We start from the raw sequence: 24544 nt of genomic DNA, 5'->3' as shown, positions 1-24544 counted from the left end.
GCCCATTTTGCACAAAATGCGGGCTTACGACACCCCTGCTTTTGCGCAAGATTGCGGATATGACACAAAAACACTGCATATTGATTGGGGCCCCTGTGGACTGCGGCAAGCGGCGCCGGGGCTGTCTTATGGGGCCTGACGCCTACCGCACGGCCGGTATCGCAGAGGCGCTGACAGCTCTGGGCCATACGGTCGAAGACATTGGCAATCTTGCTCCAGCCGAAGTCACGGTGCCTGCGCCGCGCAACCCGCTGGTGCATAAGCTCGCGGAAAACGTGGGCTGGACCCAGACGCTGATGGCCGCGGCACAAGACACCGCCAAGCGCGGTATGCCGATCTTTATGGGTGGCGATCATGCGCTGGCCGCCGGTACCGTGGCCGGGATGGCGGCACATGCCGCATCCCGGAACCGCCCGTTCTTTGCGCTGTGGCTGGACGCCCATAGCGATATTCATACCCCCGACACCACCGACAGCGGAAATCTGCATGGCACGCCCGTGGGTTACGTGACCGGACGCGCTGGCTTTGACGCTTACCCGCCCCTCCCTGTAAAGGTCGAGACGCAGAATATCTGCATGATCGGCCTGCGCTCTGTCGATGCGGCAGAACATGCTGTGCTGGACGACGGTGACGTGATGCTGGTCGATATGCGCCGGATCGACGAGGAAGGGATCAGCGCGCCCTTGCAAACCTTCCTTGACCGTGTCGCGGCGGCAAATGGCATGCTGCATGTCTCTTTGGATGTTGATTTTCTTGATCCATCCATCGCCCCTGCGGTCGGCACCACTGTCCCCGGCGGTGCCACCGTCCGTGAAGGCCATCTGGTGATGGAGATGCTGTCAGACAGCGGGCTGGTCACATCGCTTGATCTGGTCGAACTCAACCCCTTTCTGGATGATCGCGGCACGACCGCCAACCTGATGGTCGACCTGACCGCGTCATTGCTGGGCCGCCGTGTCTTTGACCGCCCGACACGGAGCAAATCATGAGCCTGAAGGCGTCAAAACTGGCGATGGTCCCTTTCGTGAGCGTCGATAACATGATGCGTCTGGTGCATCACATCGGGATCGAAACCTTTTTGTCCGACCTCGCCACCGAGATCGAAAAAGACTTTGCCCGCTGGGACTTGTTCGACAAGACGCCCCGCGTGGGCAGCCACTCGGATGTGGGTGTGATTGAACTCATGCCAACCTCTGACGGCAAATTCTACGGCTTCAAATATGTGAACGGGCACCCCAAGAACATGGGCGAAGGCTTGCAGACCGTGACCGCCTTTGGGGTTCTGTCCGAGGTCTATTCCGGCTATCCGATCCTGTTTTCGGAAATGACAATCCTGACGGCCCTGCGCACCGGTGCGATGTCGGCGGTCGCCACCAAGCATCTTGCATCACCTGCCGCGAAAACCATGGCGATGATCGGCAATGGCGCGCAGTCCGAATTCCAGTGTCTGGCGATCAAGGCGGTCTGCGGGATCGACCATGTGCGGCTTTACGATATCGACAGTGCCGCCACCGAAAAATGCATGAAGAACCTTGCAGGGCTTGGCTTTCACATCACCGCCTGCACCACGCCGGAAGAGGCGATTGAAGGCGCGGATGTCATCACGGTTGCCACCGCAGACAAGGATATGCAAACGATCCTGACCGATAACATGGTTGGCGCCGGTGTCCACATCAACGCGATCGGCGGCGACTGCCCGGGCAAGACAGAACTGCACCGCGATATCGTCGCGCGCGCTTCGGTCTTTGTGGAATATCCGCCGCAGACGCGGATCGAGGGCGAAATCCAGCAGATGCCTGCCGATCATCCGGTAACCGAACTCTGGCAGGTCATCACCGGCCAGCAATCGGGGCGGCAATCAGCCAGTGAAGTCACCCTTTTTGATGGTGTCGGCTTTGCCATCGAGGATTTCAGTGCCCTGCGCTATGTCCACGAGAAGATCAAGGACACGCCTTATTACACCGATCTCGACCTGATCGCAGACCCCGATGACCCGCGCGACCTGTTCGGGATGCTGAAACGCGCGCGCTAGTGGTAGGTGAATTCCCCAACGACATTGCGCCATTCGCCCGGGCTGATCATCTTGCGATGCACAAAGCGGACTGAATGCAGCGGGCCGTCAAGCTCTTCACGCCAAAAGCTGATAAATTTCAAAAGCTTGTCATGGTCAGGTGCAAGGTCGTAGTCCTGCCAGACAAAGGTGTTCAGCACATGGGGGTAATCGGGCATGTGATAGAACATTTCAGCGGTGGTCAGCCCGTAGCCTTTGAGCATCAATTCGGTCTCTGAATGCATGTCGCCTCCGATGGTTTTTGTTGGACCTACATTCATGATTGCATCGGCAATATTTCTGTCAACAAAAACAGTATGTTATCAGTCTGCATCTGTGGCTGCCAACAGAGGGTCTCATAGAGCGTTGCGCCCTACATCAAGTGTCTGATAGAGTGTTAGCAACGATATATAGCAGTCAGAAAAATAACAGGCGGATCACGTGAACGATACCCCAGAAACCCCTGAAAACGATGATGAAATGCCACCTATGCGCCCTGCGTACGATGGCCCGTCGGTCACCATCGAACACGAGCTGAAGACCAGCTATCTTGATTACGCGATGAGCGTCATCGTGTCGCGGGCCATTCCTGACCTGCGTGACGGCCTCAAACCTGTGCATCGTCGCATTTTGTACGCGATGCACGGCACCAACAATACGCCGGACAAACCTTACCGCAAATCGTCGCGCCCTGTGGCGGAAACGATGGGTAAGTATCACCCTCACGGTGACAGCGCGATTTATGACGCGCTGGTGCGGATGGCGCAGGATTTTTCCATGTCGCTGGTGCTGCTGGATGGTCAGGGCAACTTTGGCTCGATGGATGGGGATCGCGCAGCGGCTTACCGCTATACCGAAGTGCGGATGGACCAGCCCGCTGTGTATCTTTTGGCCGATATCGACAAGGATACGGTCGATTTTCAGGATAACTATGACGGCAAAGACCGCGAACCGACTGTTCTGCCCGCCCGCTTCCCCAATATGCTGGTCAATGGTGCAGGCGGTATTGCCGTGGGTATGGCGACCAATATTCCGCCACATAACCTGGGCGAAGTGATTGATGCGACCCTCGCGCTGATCGACACACCCGATATGTCGTCAGAGGATTTGATCGAATACATTCCCGCCCCTGATTTCCCTACCGGAGGAATCATTCTTGGCCGCTCCGGCGCGCGCAAAGCCTATCTTGAAGGGCGCGGGTCCGTCATCGTGCGTGCAAAAACCGTGATCGAAGAGATCAGGAAAGACCGCTATGCCATTGTGATCAATGAGATTCCCTATCAGGTGAACAAGGCCGCGATGATCGACAAGATCGCCGAGGCCGCCCGCGACAAGCGGATCGAAGGCATCGCCCATGTGCAGGACGAATCCGACCGCAACGGTGTGCGGGTCGTCGTGGAACTCAAGCGTGACGCGACTGCCGAGGTCGTGCTGAACCAGTTGTTCCGCTTTACCCCGATGCAAACCTACTTTGGTTGCAACATGCTGGCGCTGAACGGCGGCAAGCCCGAGCAATTGACTTTGCGGGCTTTCCTGACGGCTTTCGTGGACTTCCGTGAAGAGGTGGTCGCCCGCCGCACCGCGTTCGAGTTGCGCAAGGCGCGCGAACGCTCGCACCTTTTGTGCGGTCTGGCGGTTGCTGTGACCAATATCGACGAGGTTGTCGCAACGATCCGGTCGTCTGCCGATGCCGCGACCGCCCGTGAAAAGCTGATGACGCGCCGTTGGCCTGCGGAAGCGATCCTTGAATATATCAAACTGATCGACGACCCGACCCATCCTGCGAACGAGGACGGCACCTATAACCTGTCCGAGGCGCAGGCCCGCGCGATTCTTGAACTCCGCCTGCAACGCCTGACCCAGATCGGCGTCAAGGAAGTCACGGACGAATTGCAAGAACTGGCCGGCAAGATACGGGAATACCTCGAGATTCTGGGTTCGCGCGAGCGGATCATGCAGATCATCCGCGACGAGTTGACCGAAGTCCGCGACCTTTTCGCCGTCCCCCGCCGCACCGAGATTGTCGACTGGTCAGGCGACATGGAAGACGAAGACCTGATCGAAAAAGAAGACATGGTCGTCACCGTCACTTCGGGTGGCTATATCAAACGTACCGCCTTGGCCGATTTCCGTGCGCAGCGGCGCGGCGGCAAGGGCCTGTCGTCGATGGCCACCAAGGAAGAGGACGTGGTCACCACCCTTTTTGTGGCCAACACGCATACCCAACTGCTGTTCTTCACGACCGATGGCATGGTCTACAAGCTCAAGACGTGGCGTCTGCCATTGGGTAGCCGGACCGCCAAAGGCAAGGCGATCGTGAATATCCTGCCGATCCCGGCGGGCGTGTCTATCGCAGCCATCATGCCCGTCGACCGGCCAGAGGAAGAATGGGACGACCTGCAAGTGGTCTTTGCGACCTCTGCCGGGACCGTGCGCCGCAACAAGCTGTCGGATTTCACCAACGTCATGCGCAACGGCAAGATCGCGATGAAATTCGAGGATGAACATGCGGATACAACGCTGATCAACGCGCGCATTGCGTCAAACGACGACGATGTGATGCTGATCACCGATTCCGGTCGCGCGATCCGCTTCCCCGCCACAGATGTGCGTATCTTCAATTCACGCAGCTCTGTCGGTGTGCGGGGCATCAGACTGCAAGGCAAGGACAAGGTCGTGTCGATGTCGATCATCCGCCACTTCCGCGCCGAAGCGGAAGAACGGGCCGCCTATCTGAAAATGCGCCGTGCCATGGCCGGATTGACGGATGAGGCCGAAAACGAAGACGACGAGGATGTCGTCGCAGGGGCGATCAGTCAGGAACGCTATGCGGAAATGTCTGCGGCTGAGAACCTGATCCTCACGATCACGGCCAAGGGTTCCGGCAAGCTGTCGTCAAGCCATGACTATCCAGTGCGTGGCCGTGGTGGCATGGGTGTCGCGGCCATGGACAAGGCGATGCGCGGCGGGCCTTTGGTCACGTCATTCCCGGTCGAGATGTCAGATCAGATCATGCTGGTCACCTCCACCGGTCAATCAATCCGGGTACCGATCGAGGGGATTTCCTTCCGTTCACGCGGTGCCGGTGGTGTGAAAGTTTTTGACACAGGTAAAGGTGAAACGGTTGTCAGCGTGGCTTGGATCGCTGATCAGGGTGAGGAAGACGCGGATCTGTAAACAGGACAGGTTTGCAAAACACGGGTCCTAAAGGCTCTAACTGGGCAGACAATGCCCCAACAAACGAAAAGAGGTATACGACATGTTGAATAAAATCCTAATGACAACGGCATGCGTTTTCGCAAGCAGCACGGCGGTTTTTGCACAAGGTTTTTCCGGTGCGGAACTGAGCATTGAATACAGCGACGTCACCGATGTCGAAGATCTTGGCAGCATCATTTACTCCGGCTCTGCCGAAGTCGAATTGCTTTATGGGGTCTCGGCAGCCGGTGACTTTACAATCTACAACTTTGAGGTTGATCGAGGCAACCTGTCCAACTTGACCGGACACCTGTCCTATAGCATCAATTCTGTCACCACTTTGGGTATCTTCTTTGGACGTGACAACACCGACGGCGAGGATTCCGGCATGTTCGGCGGCGAGATCGCCTATGATTTCGGCGTGGGCGAAGCGCAGGCCTATTTCGGTAGCGCAGATGATCCACTGGCGCGCGAAGTAACGCTTTACGGTGCTGCTGTTGATTATGACTTTGGCAGTGGTTTCGGATTCGAGGCCAACTACGACGGTTTCACAGGGGATGATTTCTCGGCCTCGGCTTTTGAAGTGGGCGGATACTATGAATTGCAGCAAGGTCTGCGGCTTGGTGCAACCATTGGGACGCTGACCCAAGAGGATGTGGCCGAAACAAGCGAAACCTTCTTTGCGCTCAAAGCCAGCATCGCTGTCGGTCAGAACGGTGGGACTACATTCGGACCGCGCGGCGTGTACGAAGTATTCAAAGCCAACATTGACGCAGTCGCAGTTCCTTAAAAGGACGCTGGATCGAAGAGGCGAAACGCGTTTGCGACGTCGCAGTGCATTCCAGATTGGTCATGCGCGTATAGCGGGATAACCGAGAATGCGCATGACAGAGCAACAAAAACCCCGCTGGTCACAGCGGGGTTTCTTTTTTTGCGACCGCGAATTTAACTGTGATTTCCAAGTGACATATCTGGGTTTTGTTCATTCCAGACTTTAGCCCCTGCACAACCTATGCGATACGATACACGAAGTTAATTGGTATTGGATAAGCACATGAAATTGAAAAATATTCTGGTGGCAGTTGCTACCTTTGGCATCGCAGCGCCTGCAGTTGCACAAGACATCAGGGCCACGTCTTTTGAAGGCTCATTTCGTCAGTATAATGACAGTGACGTAGACGGGAGCGTTGCCGCACTTGGTGCCGGTATCGAGATAGGTTTGGCATCAGCCTTTTCGATTGGTGCAAACCTGTCTGTCGTGGACAGTGATGAAACGGATGCAAGCATCATGACGACGACGGTCCACGGCATGTATGCCCTGTCAGACGCCACAGCTTTGGGGGTCTTTGCCGCCGTGGAAAGTGGTGAGTCTATAGATGCCTCGAACTATGGGGTGGAATTCGGGACAGGAACGAATGGAACGCGCCTTGAAGCGTACTTTGGCGTGGTGGACTCGGACGATCTTGACGACCGCGACAGATCAATCGCCGGGCTCAGCTTTGAATTTCAAGTTGCGCGCGGTTTCTCTGTCGGGTTCGACTATGAATCGATCTCTCAATCCGATGTCCCTGTCACAACCTCGGACGGATCCTTTCTCGAAGATGTGACCTTTGGTGATACGGCCTTGTTCGTACGATACAGCTTTGAAAACGGCCCCTCTGTTTTTGCCGAAGTTGGGCAAATCGCGTCTTCTTTCAGTACTGCTGATACGCGTTTCATCTCAGAAGAAGAAATCGAGTATGTGGCCATTGGTGCTTCCTATTCAATCGGGCGCAGCACAGGGACAATCTTTGGCAACCGCAGTTTCCTTGACTTTGGCGGTTTGCTGAATCTTGACGGGTAGACGAACCCTGATCAAACACAAACAAGATGGCCCGCATTTTTTGCGGGCCTTTTCTTTTTGCGCTTTGGCGACTAAATCACAGTCATGCAACACACACTCAACATTATCGGCGGCGGAATGGCCGGATCAGAGGCCGCCTGGCAGGCCGCGAACGCGGGCCTGAAAGTTGTCATTCACGAGATGCGCCCGAAGGTTGAAACCTTTGCGCATCGTACCGGCAACTTGGGCGAAATGGTGTGCTCCAATTCTTTCCGGTCCGATGACAGTGAACAGAATGCTGTCGGGCTGCTGCATTGGGAAATGATGCAGGCGGACGGGCTGATCATGCAGACGGCCTATAAGCACCGGCTGCCTGCGGGTGGGGCCCTGGCCGTGGACCGTGATCCTTTTGCGGAAAGCGTGACGGCGGCTTTGACCTCTCACCCAAATATTTCCGTGTCTTATGAAGAGGTGACCGCCCTGCCTGAAGACGGCCATTGGATTATTGCCACTGGTCCGCTGACATCAGGCGCCTTGGCCGAGGCGATCCAGAAGGAAACCGGTGCCGAAGCCTTGGCTTTCTTTGATGCGATCGCCCCTATTGTCTATCATGACAGCATCAACATGGATGTGGCGTGGATGCAGTCGCGCTATGACAAGGGCGAGACCGAAGAAGAGCAGACCGCCTACCTCAACTGCCCGATGACCAAGGCGCAGTATGAAGCCTTCATCGACGCGCTTTTGGCCGCCGAGAAGACCGCGTTCAAGGAAGGCGAAACCGCAGGCTATTTCGACGGCTGCCTGCCGATCGAGGTCATGGCGGAACGCGGCCGCGAAACGCTGCGCTTTGGTCCGATGAAGCCGGTGGGCCTGACCAATGCCCATGATCCCGCGAACAAACCCTATGCGGTTGTCCAACTGCGCCGCGACAACGCGCTGGGTACACTGTTCAATATCGTCGGCTTCCAGACCAAGATGAAGTACGGCGCGCAAAAGGATGTTTTCAAACTGATTCCCGGGCTGGAAGAGGCGGAATTTGCGCGCCTTGGCGGTATCCACCGCAATACCTTTATCAATTCGCCCACGCTGCTGGATGATGAAATGCGCCTGCGCTCGCGCCCCAATATTCGCTTTGCAGGGCAAATCACCGGCGTTGAAGGTTACGTGGAAAGTGCCGCCATGGGGCTTTTGGCCGGACGCATGGCTGTGGCGGAGTTGACGGGTCAGAGGCTCGCGCCCGTGCCGCACACTACGGCGATGGGCGCGCTTGTCACACACATCACCGGCGGGGCCGAGGCGAAGACATTCCAGCCCATGAACGTCAATTTTGGCCTCTTTCCTCCGCTGGATGGCGTCAAATCAGGACGGCGCGGCCGCAAGGACCGCTACAAAGCCTATACCGACAGGGCCAAGGCCGATTGGCAGGCGTGGCTGGGACAAATCGCACTGGACGCTGCCTGAGCGGTGCTTTTAGACTGCTGTCATGGTCCTCAGAAATGCAGTCATGAACCCTACCCGCTGGACACCACGGCTGGTTTTCGGCGTGATCTTGCCATGAGGTCGGATGTGATAAAGCTGCGCTGCCTGTGATCACCCGTTTTGCGCCCTCGCCCACCGGTCCTCTGCATCTGGGCCACGCCTATTCGGCGCTGACCGTCTGGCAACAGGCCGCGCGTTTGGGTGGAACGGCGTTGTTGCGGATTGAAGACACCGATAGCACCCGCGTGCGACCAGAATACGAGGCGGGGATTTACGAAGACCTCGCATGGCTTGGGCTTAAGTGGCCCACCCCTGTTTTGCGCCAGTCAGAGCGTGCGGGTCTTTATGACACCACAATCGCCGCATTGGCAGAGCGCGGTTTGATCTACCCCTGTTCATGTTCGCGCCGCGCTATTGTTGAAGCCGGGGCCGTGCCGGGAGCGGACGGGATGGTCTACCCCGGAACCTGCCGCATGCGCGGGATGGAGACGCGCAATGCGGGTGACGCGCTTCGGCTCAATGTCGGTTTGGCGCTGGCGCGGATCGCGCAGCCCATACAGTTTGAAGAGACCGGCGTGCAGGATGCAGGGCTTGTGCATATTGATCCCGCAGCGCTTTGCCACACCATCGGCGATCCTGTATTGAAACGCAAAGACACAGGCGATCCGTCCTATCATCTGGCCTGCGTGCATGATGATGCGGCGCAAGAGATCACCCATGTTGTGCGCGGTACGGACCTTCAGGCGCTTACACCGCTGCACGTGCTGATGCAGCACCTCTTGGGATACCCCACACCTGTCTATCATCATCACGGACTGGTCCTTGATGACGCCGGCAAACGCTTGGCCAAGATCGACAAATCCAAGGCGCTGGCGAAATATCGGGCCGAAGGGGCGACTCCCGACGACATCAAGCAAATGATTGGATTTGTTGATTAATCCTGAGGAACAGGCGCCATGATTTCCACCTCGGTCCCGTCCTGCACTGATGTATAGAAACAACTGCGGCGACCTGTGTGGCAAGCGGGCCCTTCTTGGTTGACCGTGACCAGCAGACAATCGCGGTCACAATCCACGCGGAAATCGACGAGGGTTTGGGTATGGCCGCTTGTCGCCCCCTTGACCCAGAACGCCTGCCGCGAGCGGGACCAATAGGTCACCTGCCCCGTGGCCAAGGTCTGCGCGACAGCCTGCGCGTTCATCCATGCCATCATCAGCACTTCGCCCGAGGTGGCATCCTGGGCAATCGCAGGGATCAGGCCTGCGTCATTATACTTCAGGGTCGCAGGATCGAAGGACATATCAAAAACCTTTGCAAGCAGAGCTGTGCGCACTATCTAAGGCTCTGTAAGATAAAGGGCAACGCGATGTCAGCGGAAACAGATCTGATCAAACTCTATTCAGCGCGCATTCTGGCGCTGGCGGCTGACATGCCCAAGACAGCGCGGCTGGCCAACCCGACAGCCACGGCGAAAAGACGCGCGCCTTTGTGCGGGTCCACAGTGACGGTTGATCTGGTTCTGACCGACGGGGTGATTACCGACTATGGGCAGGATGTAAAAGCCTGCGCGCTTGGCCAGGCAGCGGCGGCTGTTGTCGGCGCGAATATCGTGGGGCTGACACCAGCACAGGTGCAGGACGGGCGGGATGCGTTGTTTGCGATGCTGAAATCCGATGGGCCTGTGCCGGAGGCTCCCTTTGACGGGCTTGAAGTGCTGCAACCGGCGAAAGACTACAAAAACCGCCATGCCTCGATCATGCTCGCCTTCGATGCAACGCTGGACGCCCTGCAAAGCCTGCACGCCACCGCATAAAAAAACCGCCGCGCATCCGGGACAGGATGGCGGCGGCAGGAAGAACGATCAGGCCCGGTCCGTTTCCGTGGGGAGAGGCAAAACCCCCGCTTTGGACATCAGACAGGCAGGTCATCATGCATTGCATTCTCGGGACAGGGCAATGTGATGGACCGGACCACGACCGTCAGGCAAATCAGATCAACCCGGGCAAGGCCAATCCGACAATAAGCATGACCATCAAAGCAACCACGCCCAGGGCGTCAGCCAGGATGGTGTCACGAGAGCGTGCGATCACTGATTTGATGTCCTCGGCCATGTGATGTTCCTTTAATGTTCTGTTGCCACTTTGTTCTCATATCATTAACCCCCTGTAAAGAACTTTTTGAGAACATTTGAGAACATTTTGATACAGACGCAGTTAACCCACTGATATCAAACGGATTGCCTTATCCTGTTCCATCAGCCAAAGCAGCGTGCGTGCCGCCTGCCCGCGCGGTGTTTCCAGCTTGGGATCGTCATTCAGCAGTTTGCGTGCATCCGTTTGGGCCACGGCCATCTGGCCTGTCTGTCGCTCCAGATCAGCAATCCGAAACCGTGGTAAACCCGATTGCGCGGTGCCGATCACATCGCCCGCGCCGCGCATGGCCAGATCTTCCTCCGAGATCCGGAACCCGTCTTCGGTTTCGCGCAAAATCTCCAGACGGCGGCGGCCGGTTTCGGTCAAGGGGGCCTGATAAAGCAGCAGACAGGTCGAGGCTGCGGCCCCGCGCCCCACCCTGCCCCGTAACTGGTGCAATTGCGCCAGACCGAAGCGCTCTGCATGTTCGATCATCATGATCGAGGCGTTGGGGACATTGACCCCCACTTCGATCACCGTGGTTGCGACAAGTACCTTGGTATCACCCGCCACAAAACGTGCCATAGCCGCATCTTTTTCCGCATGCGGCATCTGCCCATGGACCAACCCCACCACGCCTTCGCCCAAGGCAGCGCGCAACTGTTTGAACCGTTCCTCGGCGGCGGTCATATCGACCACTTCGCTTTCCTCGACCAGAGGACAGACCCAATAGGCCTGCCGCCCTTCGGCCACCGCATGGCGCAGTTTTTGCACGACCTCATCCATGCGCGATGTGGACACAAGTGCCGTTTGCACCGGCGTTCGGCCGGGCGGTTTTTCGTCCAGCACCGACACATCCATATCGCCGTATTGCGCGAGCGCCAGCGAGCGGGGGATGGGCGTGGCGGTCATGACCAGCACATCAACCGCGCGCCCTTTGGCCCCCAGTTCCATTCGCTGTGCGACGCCAAAGCGGTGCTGTTCGTCGATCACCGCAAGGCGCAGGTCTTTGAAAGCAATATCTTTTTGGAATACGGCATGGGTGCCAACCAGAATGTCGATCTTGCCTGCAGCCAGTGCCGCAAGCTTTGCCGCACGCGCAGCACCCTTGTCGCGTCCGGTCAAGATCTCCAGCACGACACCGGCACTTTCTGCCAAAGGCCGCAGCCCCTCGAGATGTTGACGGGCAAGGATTTCGGTGGGCGCCATCATCACGCCCTGCCCTCCCGCCTCGACCACGCACAAAAGCGCCATCAGCGCGACAAGCGTCTTGCCCGACCCCACATCCCCCTGCAAAAGCCGGTTCATCCGCAAGGGCGTGGCAAGATCGGCGACGATTTCCGAAACGGCCCGATTTTGCGCGTTCGTGGGCGTATAGGGCAGCGCGGCAAGTACTTTCTTGGTCAGCAAGCCGGTGGCGACCGAGGGTAAACCCTTGGCTTTGCGCACTGCCGCACGGGCCAAAGCCAGCGTGAGTTGATGGGCAAAAAGCTCGTCATACGCCAGTCGTTCGCGGGCGGGCGCATGCGGCGACAGGTCTGATGTGGCGTCAGGGCTATGGACCTTGGCCAAAGCCGTGTGCCAATCGGGCCAATGCTCGCGGGCTTTCAACCCCGGATCAATCCATTCGGGCAAGGCGGGGGCCAGATCCAAGGCCGACCGCGTGGCTTTCCACATTGCCTTTTGGGTGATCCCTGCGTGCAAAGGGTAAACCGGCTCGAACGCGGGAATCTCTTCCGCCTCGGCCACAGGCAACACGTGATCGGGATGGACGATCTGGGCGATACTGTCGAAAATCTCTACCTTGCCAGAGACGACCCGTTTCTGCCCCGTTGGCAAAAGCTTTTGCAGGAAATCGCCCCGCGCATGGAAGAACACCAGTTGAAAGGTGGTTTGCGCATCAGTCACCTGCACGCGATAGGGGCGGCCCCGCGACTTGGGCGGATAATGCTCGCCCACCGTCACCTCGACCGTGACCACGCTGGGGGCCACGACATCGCGGATCGTGGCGCGGCGGTGGCGGTCAACGCCGGAATGTGGCAGCGTGAACAGCACATCAAGCGGTGTCCTTACGCTCGCGTTTTCAAGGATTTGCGCGGATTTTGGCCCGATCCCGTCAAGCTTGGTCAATGTCCCGAAAAGGGGAAACAGGATTTCCGGACGCCCGCTCATGCGGTGCCGATCAGCGCAAGCCAGGCATCTTCGTCCATCGTTTCAACGCCCAGTTCCGCGGCCTTTGTGGCTTTGGACCCCGCGCCCGGACCTGCCACGAGGATATCGGTTTTGGCGCTGACCGAGCCCGACACTTTGGCACCCAGCGCCTCGGCCCGGGCCTTGGCCTCTGCCCGCGTCATGCGTTCCAATGTGCCGGTAAAGACCACGGTTTTGCCCGCAACGGGGCTATCGGTCGCAACAGCTTGAGCGGCTTGCACGTCCAGCGCGGCGACAAGGCGGTCGATCGAGTCCCGCTCTGCCTCTTGCTGCAATGTCGTGATCACCGATGTGGCCATCACAGCACCGACCCCGTCAATCGCGATCAGATCGTCCCACGCGGGGCCACTGCCCACGGTGGCTTGCGTCATCGCCTGTTCAAACGCTGCCCAAGTGCCGTAGTGGTTGGCCAGCAAGGTGGCAGAATTTTCGCCCACATGCCGGATGCCCAGCGAATAAATCAACCGCGCCAAAGAAATCTGGCGCTTGTCATCAATGGCATCAAACAGGTTACTCGCACTCTTCTCGCCCCAGCCTTCGCGGTTTTTCAGTTGCTGGAGCCCGGTGCCAAATCTGTCACGCAGGGTGAAAATATCGGCAGGCGTCGTGATCCAACCATCGCTGTAGAATTGTTCGACCTGTTTCGCGCCCAATCCTTCGATATCAAAAGCGGCACGCGACACAAAATGTTTCAATTTTTCAACCGCTTGCGCAGGACAAATCATGCCGCCGGTACAGCGGCGCACCGCGTCACCCGCCTCGCGGATGGCGGCAGACTGACATTCGGGGCAGACATCGGGAAAGGCATAGGGCCGCGCATCATCAGGCCGGCGCCCCAGATCGACATCCTTGATTTTGGGGATCACATCGCCCGCACGGTACACTTGCACCCAATCGCCCACCCGGATGTCGCGCCCTTCGCGGATCGGGTTGCCGTCGCCGCCCCGCCCCGCGATATAGTCTTCGTTGTGCAGCGTCGCGTTAGAAACAACGACGCCACCCACGGTGACAGGGCGCAACCGCGCAACGGGTGAAAGTGCCCCGGTCCGGCCTACCTGAATGTCGATCGCCTCTAACACGGTCCAGGCCAGTTCAGCGGGAAATTTATGCGCAATCGCCCAGCGTGGCGTGGTGGACCGAAAGCCCAAGCGCCGCTGCAAAGCCAGATCATCGACCTTGTAGACCACGCCGTCGATATCATAGCCCAAATTCGCACGCTGTTCTTCGATCTGCGTATAATGGGCGATCAACTGGTCAGGACCGTCGCAGGTGACCGTTAGCGGGTTGGTGGAAAATCCAAGTGCGGCCAGACGGGCAATCGCAGCCGATTGTGTTTCCGCCAAAGGTGCCGACAAATCGCCCCAAGCATAGGCGAAAAACCTCAAAGGTCTGGATTTGGTGATTTCCGCATCCAGTTGGCGCAGCGATCCCGCGGCGGCATTGCGCGGGTTTGCGAATGTCTTGGCACCTGCTACCTTTTGCCTTTCATTGAGTGCCGCGAAATCTGCATGGCTCATGTAAACCTCGCCGCGCACCTCCAGCACATCGGGCGCGCCGCGCAATTGCTGCGGGATATCGGCAATCGTGCGGGCATTGGCGGTGACATTTTCGCCAACGGCCCCATCCCCGCGCGTGGCCGCTTGCACGAGGGTCCCGTCCTCGTAGCGTAAAGAGAGTGACAGGCCGTCAATCTTTGGTTCCGCCGTATAGGCCAGCGGCGCGTCATCAGGCAGACCCAGATATTTGCGGATACGCTGGTCAAATTCGGTCACTTCATCGTCGCTGAATGCGTTCCCGAGCGAAAGCATCCGCACCACATGCTGGACCTTGCCGAACCCCTCCGCGATGGCCCCGCCGACGACTTCGCTTGGGCTATCGGCGCGCTTGAGTTCGGGAAACTGCGCCTCGATCGCGGCGTTGCGTTGCTTGAGCGCATCATAGTCGGCGTCGCTGATGTCGGGTGCATCATCGCGGTGATAGGCGGTATTGGCGGCTTGCAACTGTGCGGCAAGCCACGCCAGTTCGCGCGCGGCCTGATCCTCGCTCAGGTCGTTGACAGGCATACCCCCCGTTTCCGGATGCTCTCTCCCGGTCGCCTGAACCATGTCTGTCTCCCGCAGTATAACGCGCACCGGACGTGTGGGTGCCTCGCCATAATTATGCGGGTGAATGGTCTGCGTCCAGCACGGCTTTGGCAAATCTGGATCAGCGACCGATGCAACAGGACCTGCTGGGCCCGCTAGGCCCCGACAGCGAGCTTTTTGATCGCGACGACAGGCTCCGGATCGCGCAGGACATAGCCCCTGCCCCAAACCGTTTCGATATAATTGTCCCCTGCTGTCGCTTCACTGAGTTTCTTGCGCAACTTGCAGATGAATACATCAATGATTTTCAATTCAGGTTCATCCATCCCGCCGTACAGATGGTTGAGGAACATTTCTTTCGTTAAAGTTGTGCCTTTGCGCAGGCTGAGCAATTCGAGCATTTGATACTCTTTGCCGGTCAGATGCACGGTCGTCCCTTCTGCCTCGACCGTCTTGGCATCAAGATTCACGGCGATTTGCCCAGTTTTGATAATTGACTGAGCGTGCCCTTTGGAGCGCCGGATAATTGCATGGATACGCGCCACGAGTTCTTCGCGGTGGAAGGGTTTTGTGAGATAGTCATCAGCCCCAAAACCGAAGCCTTTTAGCTTGCTTTCTGTCCCATCGTCCCCTGAAAGGATCAATATAGGCGTATCAATGCGGCTCAGGCGCAACTGGCGCAGCACCTCGTGCCCGTTCATGTCCGGCAGGTTCAGATCCAACAGGATCAGGTCGTAGTCGTAAAGTTTCGCCAGATCGATCCCTTCTTCACCCATGTCGGTTGAATAGACATTAAGATTGGCATGGGTCAGCATCAGTTCGATGCTTTTGGATGTTGTTGGGTCATCTTCAACCAGCAAGACACGCATTTCAGTACTCCGCTCTGAGTTCGGTGTCGTTAACCTAAATGCATAAAGGTTAATGGCACGTTACTTTACGAAAACAAATTAGCGATACTACCTAGGGTTGTCTATAGCGTTGCAATGCCGTGGCCTTGAGCGCGGCTTCCCCATGAAGATCAATGGCGGTTTCCCATTCCAGGAACTCCTCCTCTGACAGGCAGTAGCGTTCAAGTGCCTCTTTGCGCAAAATCAAACCTGCACTGACAGCCCTGACAACGGCGGCCTTGCGGGATGCAACCCAGCGTCTTGTGGTTTTGCTGGGCAGGTCTGCCCGCGTCATGATCTTTCCATCGGGCAGCGTCACAGAGCGCGGCCCGTCTACTTTTCTCAGGTACATTTCTCACCCCTTTCCATTACTCCGGCATTACTTTTGAAGCACAGGGTTTAATGAGTGGTATAAGCGCCCTCTTGAGAGTATCTCGCATTTTCCTATATTTCTTCACGAACCCATCACGTCCGGACCTGTTATGCCCCTTGATTCGCCGCTGAATTCTCTCGGCTTTGCAAAGCCACCTGCGCAGACCCGCGTGGTCGTTGCCATGTCCGGTGGTGTGGACAGCTCTGTCGTGGCCGCGAAGCTGGCGGAAGAAGGCTATGATGTGGTTGGCGTGACCTTGCAGTTATATGACCACGGTGCCGCGCTGGCCAAAAAGGGCGCCTGTTGCGCCGGTCGTGACATTCACGATGCCCGCCGTGTGGCAGAGGACATGGGCTTTCCGCATTACGTGCTGGATTACGAAAACACCTTCCGCGAAGCGGTGATGGACGAATTTGCCGACAGTTATCTGGGCGGTGCCACCCCCGTGCCCTGTATCCGCTGCAACGAGAGGGTCAAGTTCAAGGACCTTTTGGAGACCGCCAAGGACCTTGATGCGGATTGCATGGCCACAGGCCACTATATCCAGCGCAAAATGGGTGAGGACGGGGCCGAGCTTCATTCCGCCGCTGATGCCAGCAAGGACCAAAGCTATTTCCTGTTCTCGACCACGCAAGAACAGTTGAACTATCTGCGCTTTCCGCTGGGCCACCATGCGTCAAAGGAAGAGACCCGCGCCTTGGCCGCGAAATACGGGCTCAGCGTCGCAGACAAGCCCGACAGTCAGGACATCTGCTTTGTCCCCAATGGCGATTATGCGGCCGTGATCGAAAAGCTGCGCCCCGGTGCTGCGGCTCCGGGCGAGATTGTCGATGTGCAGGGCAATGTTCTGGGCACCCATCGCGGCGTGATCCACTACACCGTCGGTCAAAGGCGTGGTTTGGGCATCGGCGGTCTTGCCGATCCGCTTTATGTGGTCAAACTCGATGTGAATACCAAACAGGTTGTTGTCGGTCCCAAAGAGATGCTGGCGACCCGCCGCGTGCCGATCCGCGAGATCAACTGGATCGGGGGCGGCAACCTGATGGATGTCGCAGAGCGGCAGATTGCCGTGCGGGTCCGCTCGACACGGCCACCGACGGATGCGATCCTGCGGCCGATTTCCGACACCGAGGCCGAGGTCGAGCTTCTGGTGGCCGAACAGGGCGTCTCTCCGGGGCAGGCTTGCGTGTTCTATGACCCCGACAGCACCCGCGTGTTGGGCGGCGGCTGGATCTGGCGCGGCCAATAGCGCCATCTGCGATTTTGCAACGAAAGGTCACATGTCTGTGTGGCCTCTAGCTTTTGGATGTCCAATTGGCCCATCTGGGGAGAAATCAATCTTGTTTACCCCGGAGAACCACATGCAACTGACCCGCCGCCACTTGCTGACACTGGCAATCACCGCACCTGCGGTTGCCACCTTCGCCCCGCGCGCCATGGCCGCCGCGCCCGAGATTTACGCCGAGAATGGAATCGCCGTCGATGGCAGCGATGTTGTCGCCTACTTCACCCAGAGCGCACCCATCGCCGGTGACCCTGCGATCACGGCAGACTACATGGGGGCCACGTGGCGCTTTGCGTCAGAGGCGAACCGTGATGCTTTCACGGCAGACCCCGCCCGCTATGCCCCGCAATATGGCGGCTATTGCGCCTACGCGGTCAGCCAGGGCTATACCGCCCCGACAGTGCCAGAGGCCTGGTCGATTGTGGATGACAAGCTTTACCTGAACTTCTCGACCAGCGTGAGAAGCCGTTGGGAGCGGGACATTCCGGGCCATATTGCTGCGGCTGATGCGAACTGGCCAAGCGTTCTTGGCTAAGTTTCATGGCGGGCGGCCTCTGATTTGATGCGCGCCCGCGCATGGAAACCTTAAAGTTTACGATAGGCCCCCAAACCGCCTGCGATGAACTTGGCATTACGATAGCCCATATCCTTGAGTGTCGCAGCCGAGAGCGCCCCGCGATTGTAAGCATTGCAGTAGCAAAGGATGGTCGTATCAAGGTCGCTGATCTCGCCCTCGATATTCATCTCGAGCTTGCCACGGCTGACGTTGATCGACCCGGGGATGTGATATGCGTCATGTTCTTCCTTGTCGCGAATATCAAGTGCCACTGCGCCCGCAGCGATCAGCGCGTCCACATCTTCCGGTTTTACTTCCTCGACCTTGGTGCGGGCTGCGTCCGCCATTGCCTGAAATTTCTCGGTATATGCCATGGGTATCATCCTGTGTTTGAAGACCGTCAGAACACCCTTTACAACACACGCCCCTTGCGGTCGGTGATGATGTCACCAACCGGGAACAAAATGACGCCGATGCAAAAATATGCTGGCAGATTTCATCCGGCATCGCTACCCACAGCCCCATGATTTACGCATCCGCATCCGAATGGCGCAACGCCCCGCAAAAACGTGTCCTGCTTTTTGCCATGTCCGGTCTGGGCAAGACTTATCTGTCCAAAATGCTGCGCGAGACGGGTGACTGGTTTCACTACTCGATCGATTACCGGATCGGCACCCGCTATATGGGCGAAAAGATCGCCGATAACGCCAAGCGCGAGGCGATGAAGGTGCCGTTTCTGCGCGATCTGTTGCGGTCAAACTCGATCTATATCGGCTCGAACATCTCTTTCGATGATCTCAAGCCGATGTCGTCCTATCTGGGCAAGCCGGGTGATCCGGCGCTGGGCGGGCTGGCATGGGAGGAATACACCCGCCGTCAGGCCGAGTTTCAGGCAGCAGAAGTCGCGGCGCTTTTGGATACAGGACATTTCATCGAACGGGCCGAGCGGCTTTATCAATACCCGCATTTCATCTGCGACACGGGCGGATCGATCTGCGAGTGGGTTGATGCGCATGATCCCGATGATCCGGTGTTGTCCGATCTGGCCAGCAAGACACTCATGGTCTGGATCGAAGGCACGGATGATCATACCGCCGAACTGATCCGCCGTTTTGATAAAGAACCTAAACCGATGTCCTATGATCCGGCGTTCCTGCTGGCCACATGGCAGGCCTATCTGGGCGAATTCAACGTGGCCCCTGACAAGGTGGACCCCGATACCTTTATCCGCTGGGCCTTTGCCAAGGCGCTCGCGCACCGTCAGCCGCGCTACAAGGCGATGGCGGACAAATGGGGCATCACCGTGCAGCAACATGCGGTCGCACAGGTCAAAGATACGGAGGGCTTTGTCAGCATGATCGCTGACGCCCTTGAGATGCGGGGCTAACGGCCCTATCTCTGCCCTCCTATCAGGATCAAAACCGATGCCCATTAAATTACCCTCTGCCCTGCCCGCCTATGACGTTCTGTCGAACGAAGGCGTCATGGTGCTTGATGAAGATACAGCCGCGCGTCAGGATATCCGCCCGCTGCGGATTGCCTTGCTGAACCTGATGCCCAAGAAAATCCAGACCGAGAACCAGTTTGCGCGCCTGATCGGTGCCACACCCTTGCAGATCGAGTTCTCGCTGATCCGCATGTCGGAACATCAGACCAAGAATACCGCCGCCGCGCATATGGAAGAATTCTATCGTCCGTTTTCCGAAGTGAAGGACGAAAAATTCGACGGTCTGATCATCACCGGCGCGCCCATTGAACATCTGCCCTTTGAGGAAGTGACCTATTGGCAGGAACTGACAGAGGTTTTTGACTGGACCCAGACCCATGTGCATTCCACCTTCGGGGTCTGCTGGGGCGGCATGGCGATGATCAACTATTTCCACGGGGTGCAGAAACATATTCTGGACCACAAGGCCTTTGGCTGTTTCCGGCATCGCAACACGGCACCCGCCTCGCCCTATCTGCGTGGCTTTTCGGACGATTGCGTGATCCCTGTCAGCCGCTGGACCGAAATGCGTCAGGACGAGATCGACGCGGCCCCGGGTCTGACGACGCTGATTACCAGCGATGAGGCAGGCCCTGCCCTGGTTGAAGATCCCGGACATCGGGCGCTTTATATCTTCAATCACTTTGAATACGACAGCGGCACGCTCAAGCAGGAATATGATCGCGATATCGCGAACGGGACGCCCATAAATGTGCCGATGAACTACTATCCTGACGATGACCCGACGCAACAACCTCAAAACAGGTGGAGAAGTCACGCGCATCTCCTATATGGAAACTGGATCAACGAGATTTACCAGACCACCCATTTTGAGTTGGAAAAAATTGGCACTTAACGCACTGACAGTGACCGCGCTCGCCCTTGGTATCGGTGCCGTCCTGACCGGATTGACGGTGCAATACCGTGTGGCGCAGATCGAAAAGGACTTGCCTCCGGTGGGGCAATTCGTCGATGTGGCTGGCGGTCGCGTGCATTATGTCCAGCAAGGCGAAGGGCCTGACGTGATTTTGCTGCATGGTGCAGGCGGCAATTTGCGCGACTTCACCTTCCATCTGATGGCGGAACTGGCGGATCGCTATACGGTGACGGCCTTTGACCGGCCGGGCCTTGGCTATACCGACCAGACGCCGGGAGCGCCCAAACGCGCCTTTGCCAGCCAAGGTGACAGCCCCGATGCGCAGGTCGCAATGCTGCGCGAGGCGGCACGGAGCTTGGGTATCACTGATCCGATTGTTGTGGGCCATAGCTTTGGCGGAATTATCGCGATGGCTTGGGCGACAACCGGGCTCGAGATGGATGACCCGACCAATGCCTCGGGTGTTGTCTTGCTGGCAGGGGTTTCGATGCCGTGGCCCGGTGATCTGGGGGCCTATTACAAAGTGAACGGCAGTGCCCTTGGTGGCGCGATCGCTGTGCCACTGATCAGTGCTTTTGTACCTTTGCGCGCGGTGGAGAACGCAGTGGCTGAAACATTCACGCCGCAGCCCGCGCCGGCAGGCTATATCGGGCATCTTGGCGGTGCCTTGGCGATCCGGCCGGACACGTTCCGCGCCAATGCCCGCCAAGTGAACACGCTGCGCCCGCATGTGGTCGAGATGACAGAGCTTTATCCTGATCTGACCCTTCCGATCGAGGCCCTGCACGGGACAGCGGATACAACCGTACCGCTTTCGGTCCATGCCGAACAGATGGTCAAGATCGTGCAAAGCGCGAACCTCATCCGTCTGGAAGGGGTCGGACACCAGCCTCACCATGTCGCCCGGCAGGAAACCGTCGACGCGATTGACCGTGTTGCCGCCCGCGCCGGATTGCGCTGAGGGGCGCAACAGCCCATACTGATCACAAGAAGATCTGGAGAGTTTTCATGGAATTGCCATTTGATGGCGGGATCAGCCGCTACTACCGCGAAGACGCTCCGGATGATGTGCGCGCGGCGATTGCCGCCGCCGAAGACGGCCAGATCATCAACCCAAGCTATCCCTATCCGGACCGCTGGAAACGTGGGGCCTATGAAGACGCGATTGCGGCCCTGCAAATCGAACTGGTCCGCATGCAGGCATGGGCGCGCGCGACGGGGCAACGCATCGCCATTGTCTTTGAAGGGCGCGATGCCGCTGGCAAAGGCGGGACGATCAAGCGGTTCCGCGAAAACCTGAACCCGCGCGGGGCCAAGGTTGTGGCACTGTCCAAACCCTCTGATGTAGAGGCCGCACAATGGTATTTCCAACGCTATATCGCCCATCTACCGGCGAAGGGCGAGATCACAATCTTTGACCGCAGCTGGTACAATCGCGGGGTTGTGGAACATGTCTTCGGCTTTTGTACACCTGACGAGCGCGAACGCTGGTTTGCCCAGACCCCTGAATTCGAGGATATGCTCGTCAAGGAAGGGATTACCCTGATCAAGATCTGGCTGAACGTGGGACGAACGACGCAACTGCACCGGTTTCTGGCGCGTGAAAAAGACCCTCTCAAACAATGGAAACTGAGCTGGATCGACGTGGAGGGGCTGTCGAAATGGGATGCCTATACCCAAGCGATCACCGAAACGCTGGAGCGCACACATACGGATTTCGCCCCTTGGACGATTGTGCGGTCCGATGACAAGCGGCGCGCGCGCGTGCAAGTGATCCGCGCGGTGCTGAGCGAGCTGGACTATGCCCGCAAAGACCCTTCAGCGCTCGAGCCCATTGACCCGCAGATCGTCGGTGGCCCTGACCTCTGGCATGTCTAAGCGCGGGTATCATCACGGCAATCTGCGCGAGGCACTGATTGACGGCTGTCTGACGCTGATCGAAAAGCGCGGACCAACGGGGTTTACCCTGTCAGAGGCCGCGCGCGAGGCAGGCGTGACCCCTGCTGCGGTCTATCGCCATTTCGAAGGGCGCGAAGACCTGATCGCTGCCGCGGCCCATCAGGGATATCAGTTGTTCGCAGAAATGATGGAACGCGCCTATGGCGACGGGCAGCCCTCTGCTTTGTCGGCCTTTGAAGCCACAGGCCGCGCCTATCTGGCCTTTGCCCGCAAATACCCCGGTTATTACATCGCGATGTTCGAATCGGGGATTTCCATCAATCGCACGCCGGAACTGCATGCTGTTGCCACCCGCGCGATGGGCGTTCTGGAAAAAGCCGCCGAAAAGCTGAGCCAACATATCCCCGCCGACAAGCGCCCGCCGCCGCAGATGTTCAGCGCGCATATCTGGGCCATGTCGCACGGCGTTGTCGAACTCTTTGCCCGCCAGAACCCCGGCACGCAAAGCCCCTTCCCGCCCGAGGACCTGCTTGAAACAGGGATCGGCATCTACCTGCGTGGTCTTGGATTGATCGCGCCAGATACTTGAAAGACCACAATGGACAGTAGATTTGCCGTTTTCTTCTTTATCGTCGGCATGACGGATACCTATCTGAACGATTGCCCCACGGAATGCTTCCAACAAAGCGACGCGCCAGAGCGGGTGCATCTGCAATACGGCGATACGTATTTTCAGGAAGACGTGATCGGATCGGAACTCTACGCGATCTATGACCTCCCCAAACGCTACGGGGCCTTTCAGCCCACGGTGGGCGCAAGCCTGACGAGTGATGATGACTTCTGGGTCGGCGCGGGCGGTAAATGGTCGACAGAACGGATCAGCGATAGCCCGATCTTTATCGAACTCTCGCTCATGCCGGGCTTCTATGTCCAAGGTGAAGGCCCTGATTTGGGCTTTCCGGTGCAGTTTCGCGGGGCGCTTGGCGCGGGGATCAACTTTGGTGAGACAGCCAGCCTTTCGGTGTTCTTCGACCATCGGTCCAATGCCAACGCGACAGAGCTCAACCCCGGGATCGAGACATTGGGGATCAGGCTGTCTTATCAATTCAACTAGCCGATAAGCGAGACAAAGAAAAAGGGCGGTCCCACGGGGCCGCCCTTTTCGTATTGTGATCTCTGCCAGCGATTAACGCTTGGAGAACTGGAAGCTCTTACGGGCTTTCGCCTTGCCGTACTTCTTACGCTCAACCACACGGCTGTCGCGTGTCAGGAAGCCGGCAGCTTTCAGGGCTGCGCGCAGTGTCGGATCGTAAAGCTGAAGCGCTTTGGACACACCGTGCTTGACCGCGCCGGCCTGACCGGACAGACCGCCGCCTTTGACGGTGGCCATCACGTCGAACTGGCCAGTGACACCAGCAACCGAGAACGGCTGCGCAAGGATCATCTGCAGAACAGGACGTGCAAAATAGGTCTTCATGTCTTTGCCGTTGACGACGACCTTACCTGAACCAGGCTTGATCCAGACGCGGGCGACCGCATCTTTACGCTTGCCGGTCGCATAAGACCGGCCCAGTTCGTCACGCACAGGTTCACGTGGGGCAGCAACCTCGACCACAGCAGCAGTCGGTGCAGCACCGGCGGCAACTTGGCCCAGCTCTTCGAGCGAATTGACTTGATCGGCCATTATGCTGTCCTCGTATTCTTTTTGTTCATGGACTTGACGTCCAGAACTTCGGGCTTCTGGGCTTCCATGCCATGCTCTGTGCCTGCGAAAACGCGCAGGTGAGTCATTTGCTGGCGGGACAGCTTGCCACCGGGCAGCATGCGCTGAACGGCTTTCATGACAACACGCTCAGGGTGCTTGCCCTCAAGGATCTCGGCTTTGGTCTTTTCTTTGATCCCGCCGGGGTGGCCAGTGTGCCAGTAGTACTTCTCGTCACGCTTGTTGCCGGTCATCTGGATTTTCTCGCAGTTGATGACAATCACGTTGTCGCCCATATCCATGTGCGGCGTGAAGGAAGGCTTGTGCTTGCCGCGCAAGCGCATCGCGATGATCGATGCAAGACGGCCCAGAACAACGCCTTCAGCGTCGATCAGGATCCATTTCTTGTCGATATCCGCAGGAGTTGCGGTAAAGGTTTTCATATAACACCAATAGTTTGGGGTGGCATTGCGCCACGGGTCATTCGATTGGGGCGTTATAGA

Annotated in this window: 26 protein-coding genes; 16 read left to right on the top strand and 10 right to left on the bottom strand. The window is 57.9% G+C overall.

Going from position 1 to position 24544, the window contains the following annotated elements; genetic code table 11:
* Positions 1 to 59 precede the first annotated feature (59 nt).
* Together rocF and NWQ23_RS12355 are read left to right on the top strand one after the other, a co-directional pair.
* The gene (rocF, locus tag NWQ23_RS12360; protein ID WP_306166672.1) at positions 60 to 989 is read left to right on the top strand and encodes an arginase; all 930 of its coding nucleotides are present in this window, start codon (positions 60 to 62) and stop codon (positions 987 to 989) included.
* The gene (locus NWQ23_RS12355; protein ID WP_306166671.1) at positions 986 to 2032 is read left to right on the top strand and encodes an ornithine cyclodeaminase; all 1047 of its coding nucleotides are present in this window, start codon (positions 986 to 988) and stop codon (positions 2030 to 2032) included. The genes rocF and NWQ23_RS12355 overlap by 4 nt, the downstream gene beginning before the upstream one ends.
* Here NWQ23_RS12355 and NWQ23_RS12350 read toward each other — a convergent pair.
* On the bottom strand, positions 2029 to 2331 hold the full coding sequence (locus tag NWQ23_RS12350) for an usg protein (protein ID WP_306166670.1): 303 nt from the start codon (positions 2329 to 2331) through the stop codon (positions 2029 to 2031). The genes NWQ23_RS12355 and NWQ23_RS12350 overlap by 4 nt on opposite strands.
* A 160-nt stretch (positions 2332 to 2491) precedes the next feature.
* Between NWQ23_RS12350 and gyrA the strand changes: the two genes are divergently transcribed.
* The 5 genes from gyrA (at position 2492) to gluQRS (ending at position 9487) form a co-directional block, all read left to right on the top strand.
* Positions 2492 to 5227, top strand: a complete 2736-nt coding sequence (gyrA, locus tag NWQ23_RS12345) for a DNA gyrase subunit A (protein WP_306166669.1) — start codon at positions 2492 to 2494, stop codon at positions 5225 to 5227.
* An 82-nt stretch (positions 5228 to 5309) separates the two neighbouring features.
* A complete protein-coding gene (locus NWQ23_RS12340) occupies positions 5310 to 6038 on the top strand; it encodes a hypothetical protein (protein WP_306166668.1) in 729 nt (242 codons plus the stop codon).
* A gap of 264 nt (positions 6039 to 6302) precedes the next feature.
* A complete protein-coding gene (locus NWQ23_RS12335) occupies positions 6303 to 7091 on the top strand; it encodes a hypothetical protein (RefSeq protein ID WP_306166667.1) in 789 nt (262 codons plus the stop codon).
* A gap of 84 nt (positions 7092 to 7175) precedes the next feature.
* Positions 7176 to 8531: a methylenetetrahydrofolate--tRNA-(uracil(54)-C(5))-methyltransferase (FADH(2)-oxidizing) TrmFO gene (gene trmFO, locus NWQ23_RS12330; RefSeq protein ID WP_306166666.1), complete on the top strand. Its 1356-nt coding sequence runs from the start codon at positions 7176 to 7178 to the stop codon at positions 8529 to 8531.
* Positions 8532 to 8656: 125 nt separating this feature from the next.
* Positions 8657 to 9487, top strand: coding sequence for a tRNA glutamyl-Q(34) synthetase GluQRS (gene gluQRS / locus NWQ23_RS12325; RefSeq protein ID WP_306166665.1), 831 nt, complete (start codon positions 8657 to 8659; stop codon positions 9485 to 9487).
* Here gluQRS and hisI read toward each other — a convergent pair.
* Entirely contained in the window at positions 9484 to 9849 is a 366-nt protein-coding gene (gene hisI / locus NWQ23_RS12320; protein WP_306166664.1) for a phosphoribosyl-AMP cyclohydrolase, read from the bottom strand. The genes gluQRS and hisI overlap by 4 nt on opposite strands.
* 66 nt (positions 9850 to 9915) lie before the next feature.
* Between hisI and NWQ23_RS12315 the strand changes: the two genes are divergently transcribed.
* Positions 9916 to 10362, top strand: a complete 447-nt coding sequence (locus tag NWQ23_RS12315) for an iron-sulfur cluster assembly scaffold protein (protein ID WP_306166663.1) — start codon at positions 9916 to 9918, stop codon at positions 10360 to 10362.
* Positions 10363 to 10537: 175 nt separating this feature from the next.
* On the opposite strand, the gene NWQ23_RS12310 is transcribed toward NWQ23_RS12315, so the two are convergent.
* From NWQ23_RS12310 to NWQ23_RS12290, 5 genes are all read right to left on the bottom strand, one after another.
* A complete protein-coding gene (locus NWQ23_RS12310; protein WP_306166662.1) occupies positions 10538 to 10660 on the bottom strand; it encodes a hypothetical protein in 123 nt (40 codons plus the stop codon).
* A 102-nt stretch (positions 10661 to 10762) separates the two neighbouring features.
* Positions 10763 to 12853 carry an ATP-dependent DNA helicase RecG gene (gene recG / locus NWQ23_RS12305; protein ID WP_306166661.1) on the bottom strand — a complete coding sequence of 697 codons (2091 nt, stop codon included), beginning with the start codon at positions 12851 to 12853 and terminating at the stop codon, positions 10763 to 10765.
* Entirely contained in the window at positions 12850 to 14997 is a 2148-nt protein-coding gene (gene ligA, locus NWQ23_RS12300) for an NAD-dependent DNA ligase LigA (protein WP_306166660.1), read from the bottom strand. The genes recG and ligA overlap by 4 nt, the downstream gene beginning before the upstream one ends.
* Positions 14998 to 15131: 134 nt before the next feature.
* The gene (gene ctrA / locus NWQ23_RS12295) at positions 15132 to 15845 is read right to left on the bottom strand and encodes a response regulator transcription factor CtrA (protein WP_306166659.1); all 714 of its coding nucleotides are present in this window, start codon (positions 15843 to 15845) and stop codon (positions 15132 to 15134) included.
* 91 nt (positions 15846 to 15936) lie between these two features.
* Positions 15937 to 16215 carry a DUF1153 domain-containing protein gene (locus NWQ23_RS12290; RefSeq protein WP_306166658.1) on the bottom strand — a complete coding sequence of 93 codons (279 nt, stop codon included), beginning with the start codon at positions 16213 to 16215 and terminating at the stop codon, positions 15937 to 15939.
* 130 nt (positions 16216 to 16345) lie between these two features.
* Here NWQ23_RS12290 and mnmA point away from each other — a divergent pair, with 130 nt between their 5' ends.
* Together mnmA and NWQ23_RS12280 are read left to right on the top strand one after the other, a co-directional pair.
* A complete protein-coding gene (mnmA, locus tag NWQ23_RS12285) occupies positions 16346 to 17485 on the top strand; it encodes a tRNA 2-thiouridine(34) synthase MnmA (RefSeq protein ID WP_306166657.1) in 1140 nt (379 codons plus the stop codon).
* A gap of 112 nt (positions 17486 to 17597) precedes the next feature.
* A complete protein-coding gene (locus NWQ23_RS12280) occupies positions 17598 to 18056 on the top strand; it encodes a YHS domain-containing (seleno)protein (RefSeq protein WP_306166656.1) in 459 nt (152 codons plus the stop codon).
* A 50-nt stretch (positions 18057 to 18106) separates the two neighbouring features.
* On the opposite strand, the gene NWQ23_RS12275 is transcribed toward NWQ23_RS12280, so the two are convergent.
* Positions 18107 to 18451 (bottom strand): rhodanese-like domain-containing protein, encoded by a 345-nt coding sequence (locus NWQ23_RS12275; RefSeq protein ID WP_306166655.1) that lies wholly within the window; start codon positions 18449 to 18451, stop codon positions 18107 to 18109.
* A 149-nt stretch (positions 18452 to 18600) separates the two neighbouring features.
* Between NWQ23_RS12275 and NWQ23_RS12270 the strand changes: the two genes are divergently transcribed.
* The 6 genes from NWQ23_RS12270 to NWQ23_RS12245 are packed head-to-tail and all read left to right on the top strand — an operon-like array spanning position 18601 to position 23453.
* Entirely contained in the window at positions 18601 to 19464 is an 864-nt protein-coding gene (locus NWQ23_RS12270) for an ATPase (RefSeq protein WP_306166654.1), read from the top strand.
* A 37-nt stretch (positions 19465 to 19501) separates the two neighbouring features.
* Positions 19502 to 20419 carry a homoserine O-succinyltransferase gene (metA, locus tag NWQ23_RS12265; protein WP_306166653.1) on the top strand — a complete coding sequence of 306 codons (918 nt, stop codon included), beginning with the start codon at positions 19502 to 19504 and terminating at the stop codon, positions 20417 to 20419.
* Positions 20409 to 21401, top strand: coding sequence for an alpha/beta fold hydrolase (locus tag NWQ23_RS12260; RefSeq protein ID WP_306166652.1), 993 nt, complete (start codon positions 20409 to 20411; stop codon positions 21399 to 21401). Before metA ends, NWQ23_RS12260 begins: the two co-directional genes overlap by 11 nt.
* Before the next feature lie 47 nt (positions 21402 to 21448).
* Positions 21449 to 22318 (top strand): polyphosphate kinase 2, encoded by an 870-nt coding sequence (gene ppk2, locus NWQ23_RS12255; RefSeq protein ID WP_306166651.1) that lies wholly within the window; start codon positions 21449 to 21451, stop codon positions 22316 to 22318.
* Positions 22311 to 22928 carry a TetR/AcrR family transcriptional regulator gene (locus tag NWQ23_RS12250; RefSeq protein WP_306166650.1) on the top strand — a complete coding sequence of 206 codons (618 nt, stop codon included), beginning with the start codon at positions 22311 to 22313 and terminating at the stop codon, positions 22926 to 22928. Before ppk2 ends, NWQ23_RS12250 begins: the two co-directional genes overlap by 8 nt.
* A gap of 9 nt (positions 22929 to 22937) precedes the next feature.
* On the top strand, positions 22938 to 23453 hold the full coding sequence (locus NWQ23_RS12245; RefSeq protein ID WP_306166649.1) for an acyloxyacyl hydrolase: 516 nt from the start codon (positions 22938 to 22940) through the stop codon (positions 23451 to 23453).
* Between the two features lie 72 nt (positions 23454 to 23525).
* Here the strand turns inward: NWQ23_RS12245 and rpsI are convergent, their stop codons facing one another.
* On the bottom strand, positions 23526 to 24023 hold the full coding sequence (gene rpsI, locus NWQ23_RS12240) for a 30S ribosomal protein S9 (RefSeq protein WP_306166648.1): 498 nt from the start codon (positions 24021 to 24023) through the stop codon (positions 23526 to 23528).
* Positions 24023 to 24484, bottom strand: coding sequence for a 50S ribosomal protein L13 (gene rplM / locus NWQ23_RS12235; RefSeq protein ID WP_306166684.1), 462 nt, complete (start codon positions 24482 to 24484; stop codon positions 24023 to 24025). The genes rpsI and rplM overlap by 1 nt, the downstream gene beginning before the upstream one ends.
* Between the last annotated feature and the right edge of the window lie 60 nt (positions 24485 to 24544).

It is taken from the genome of Yoonia sp. (assembly GCF_030731595.1).
Classification (GTDB): Bacteria; Pseudomonadota; Alphaproteobacteria; order Rhodobacterales; family Rhodobacteraceae; genus Yoonia.
Note: the sequence above shows the minus strand (reverse complement) of the source record. Positions and strands in the feature narration are given on the sequence as shown.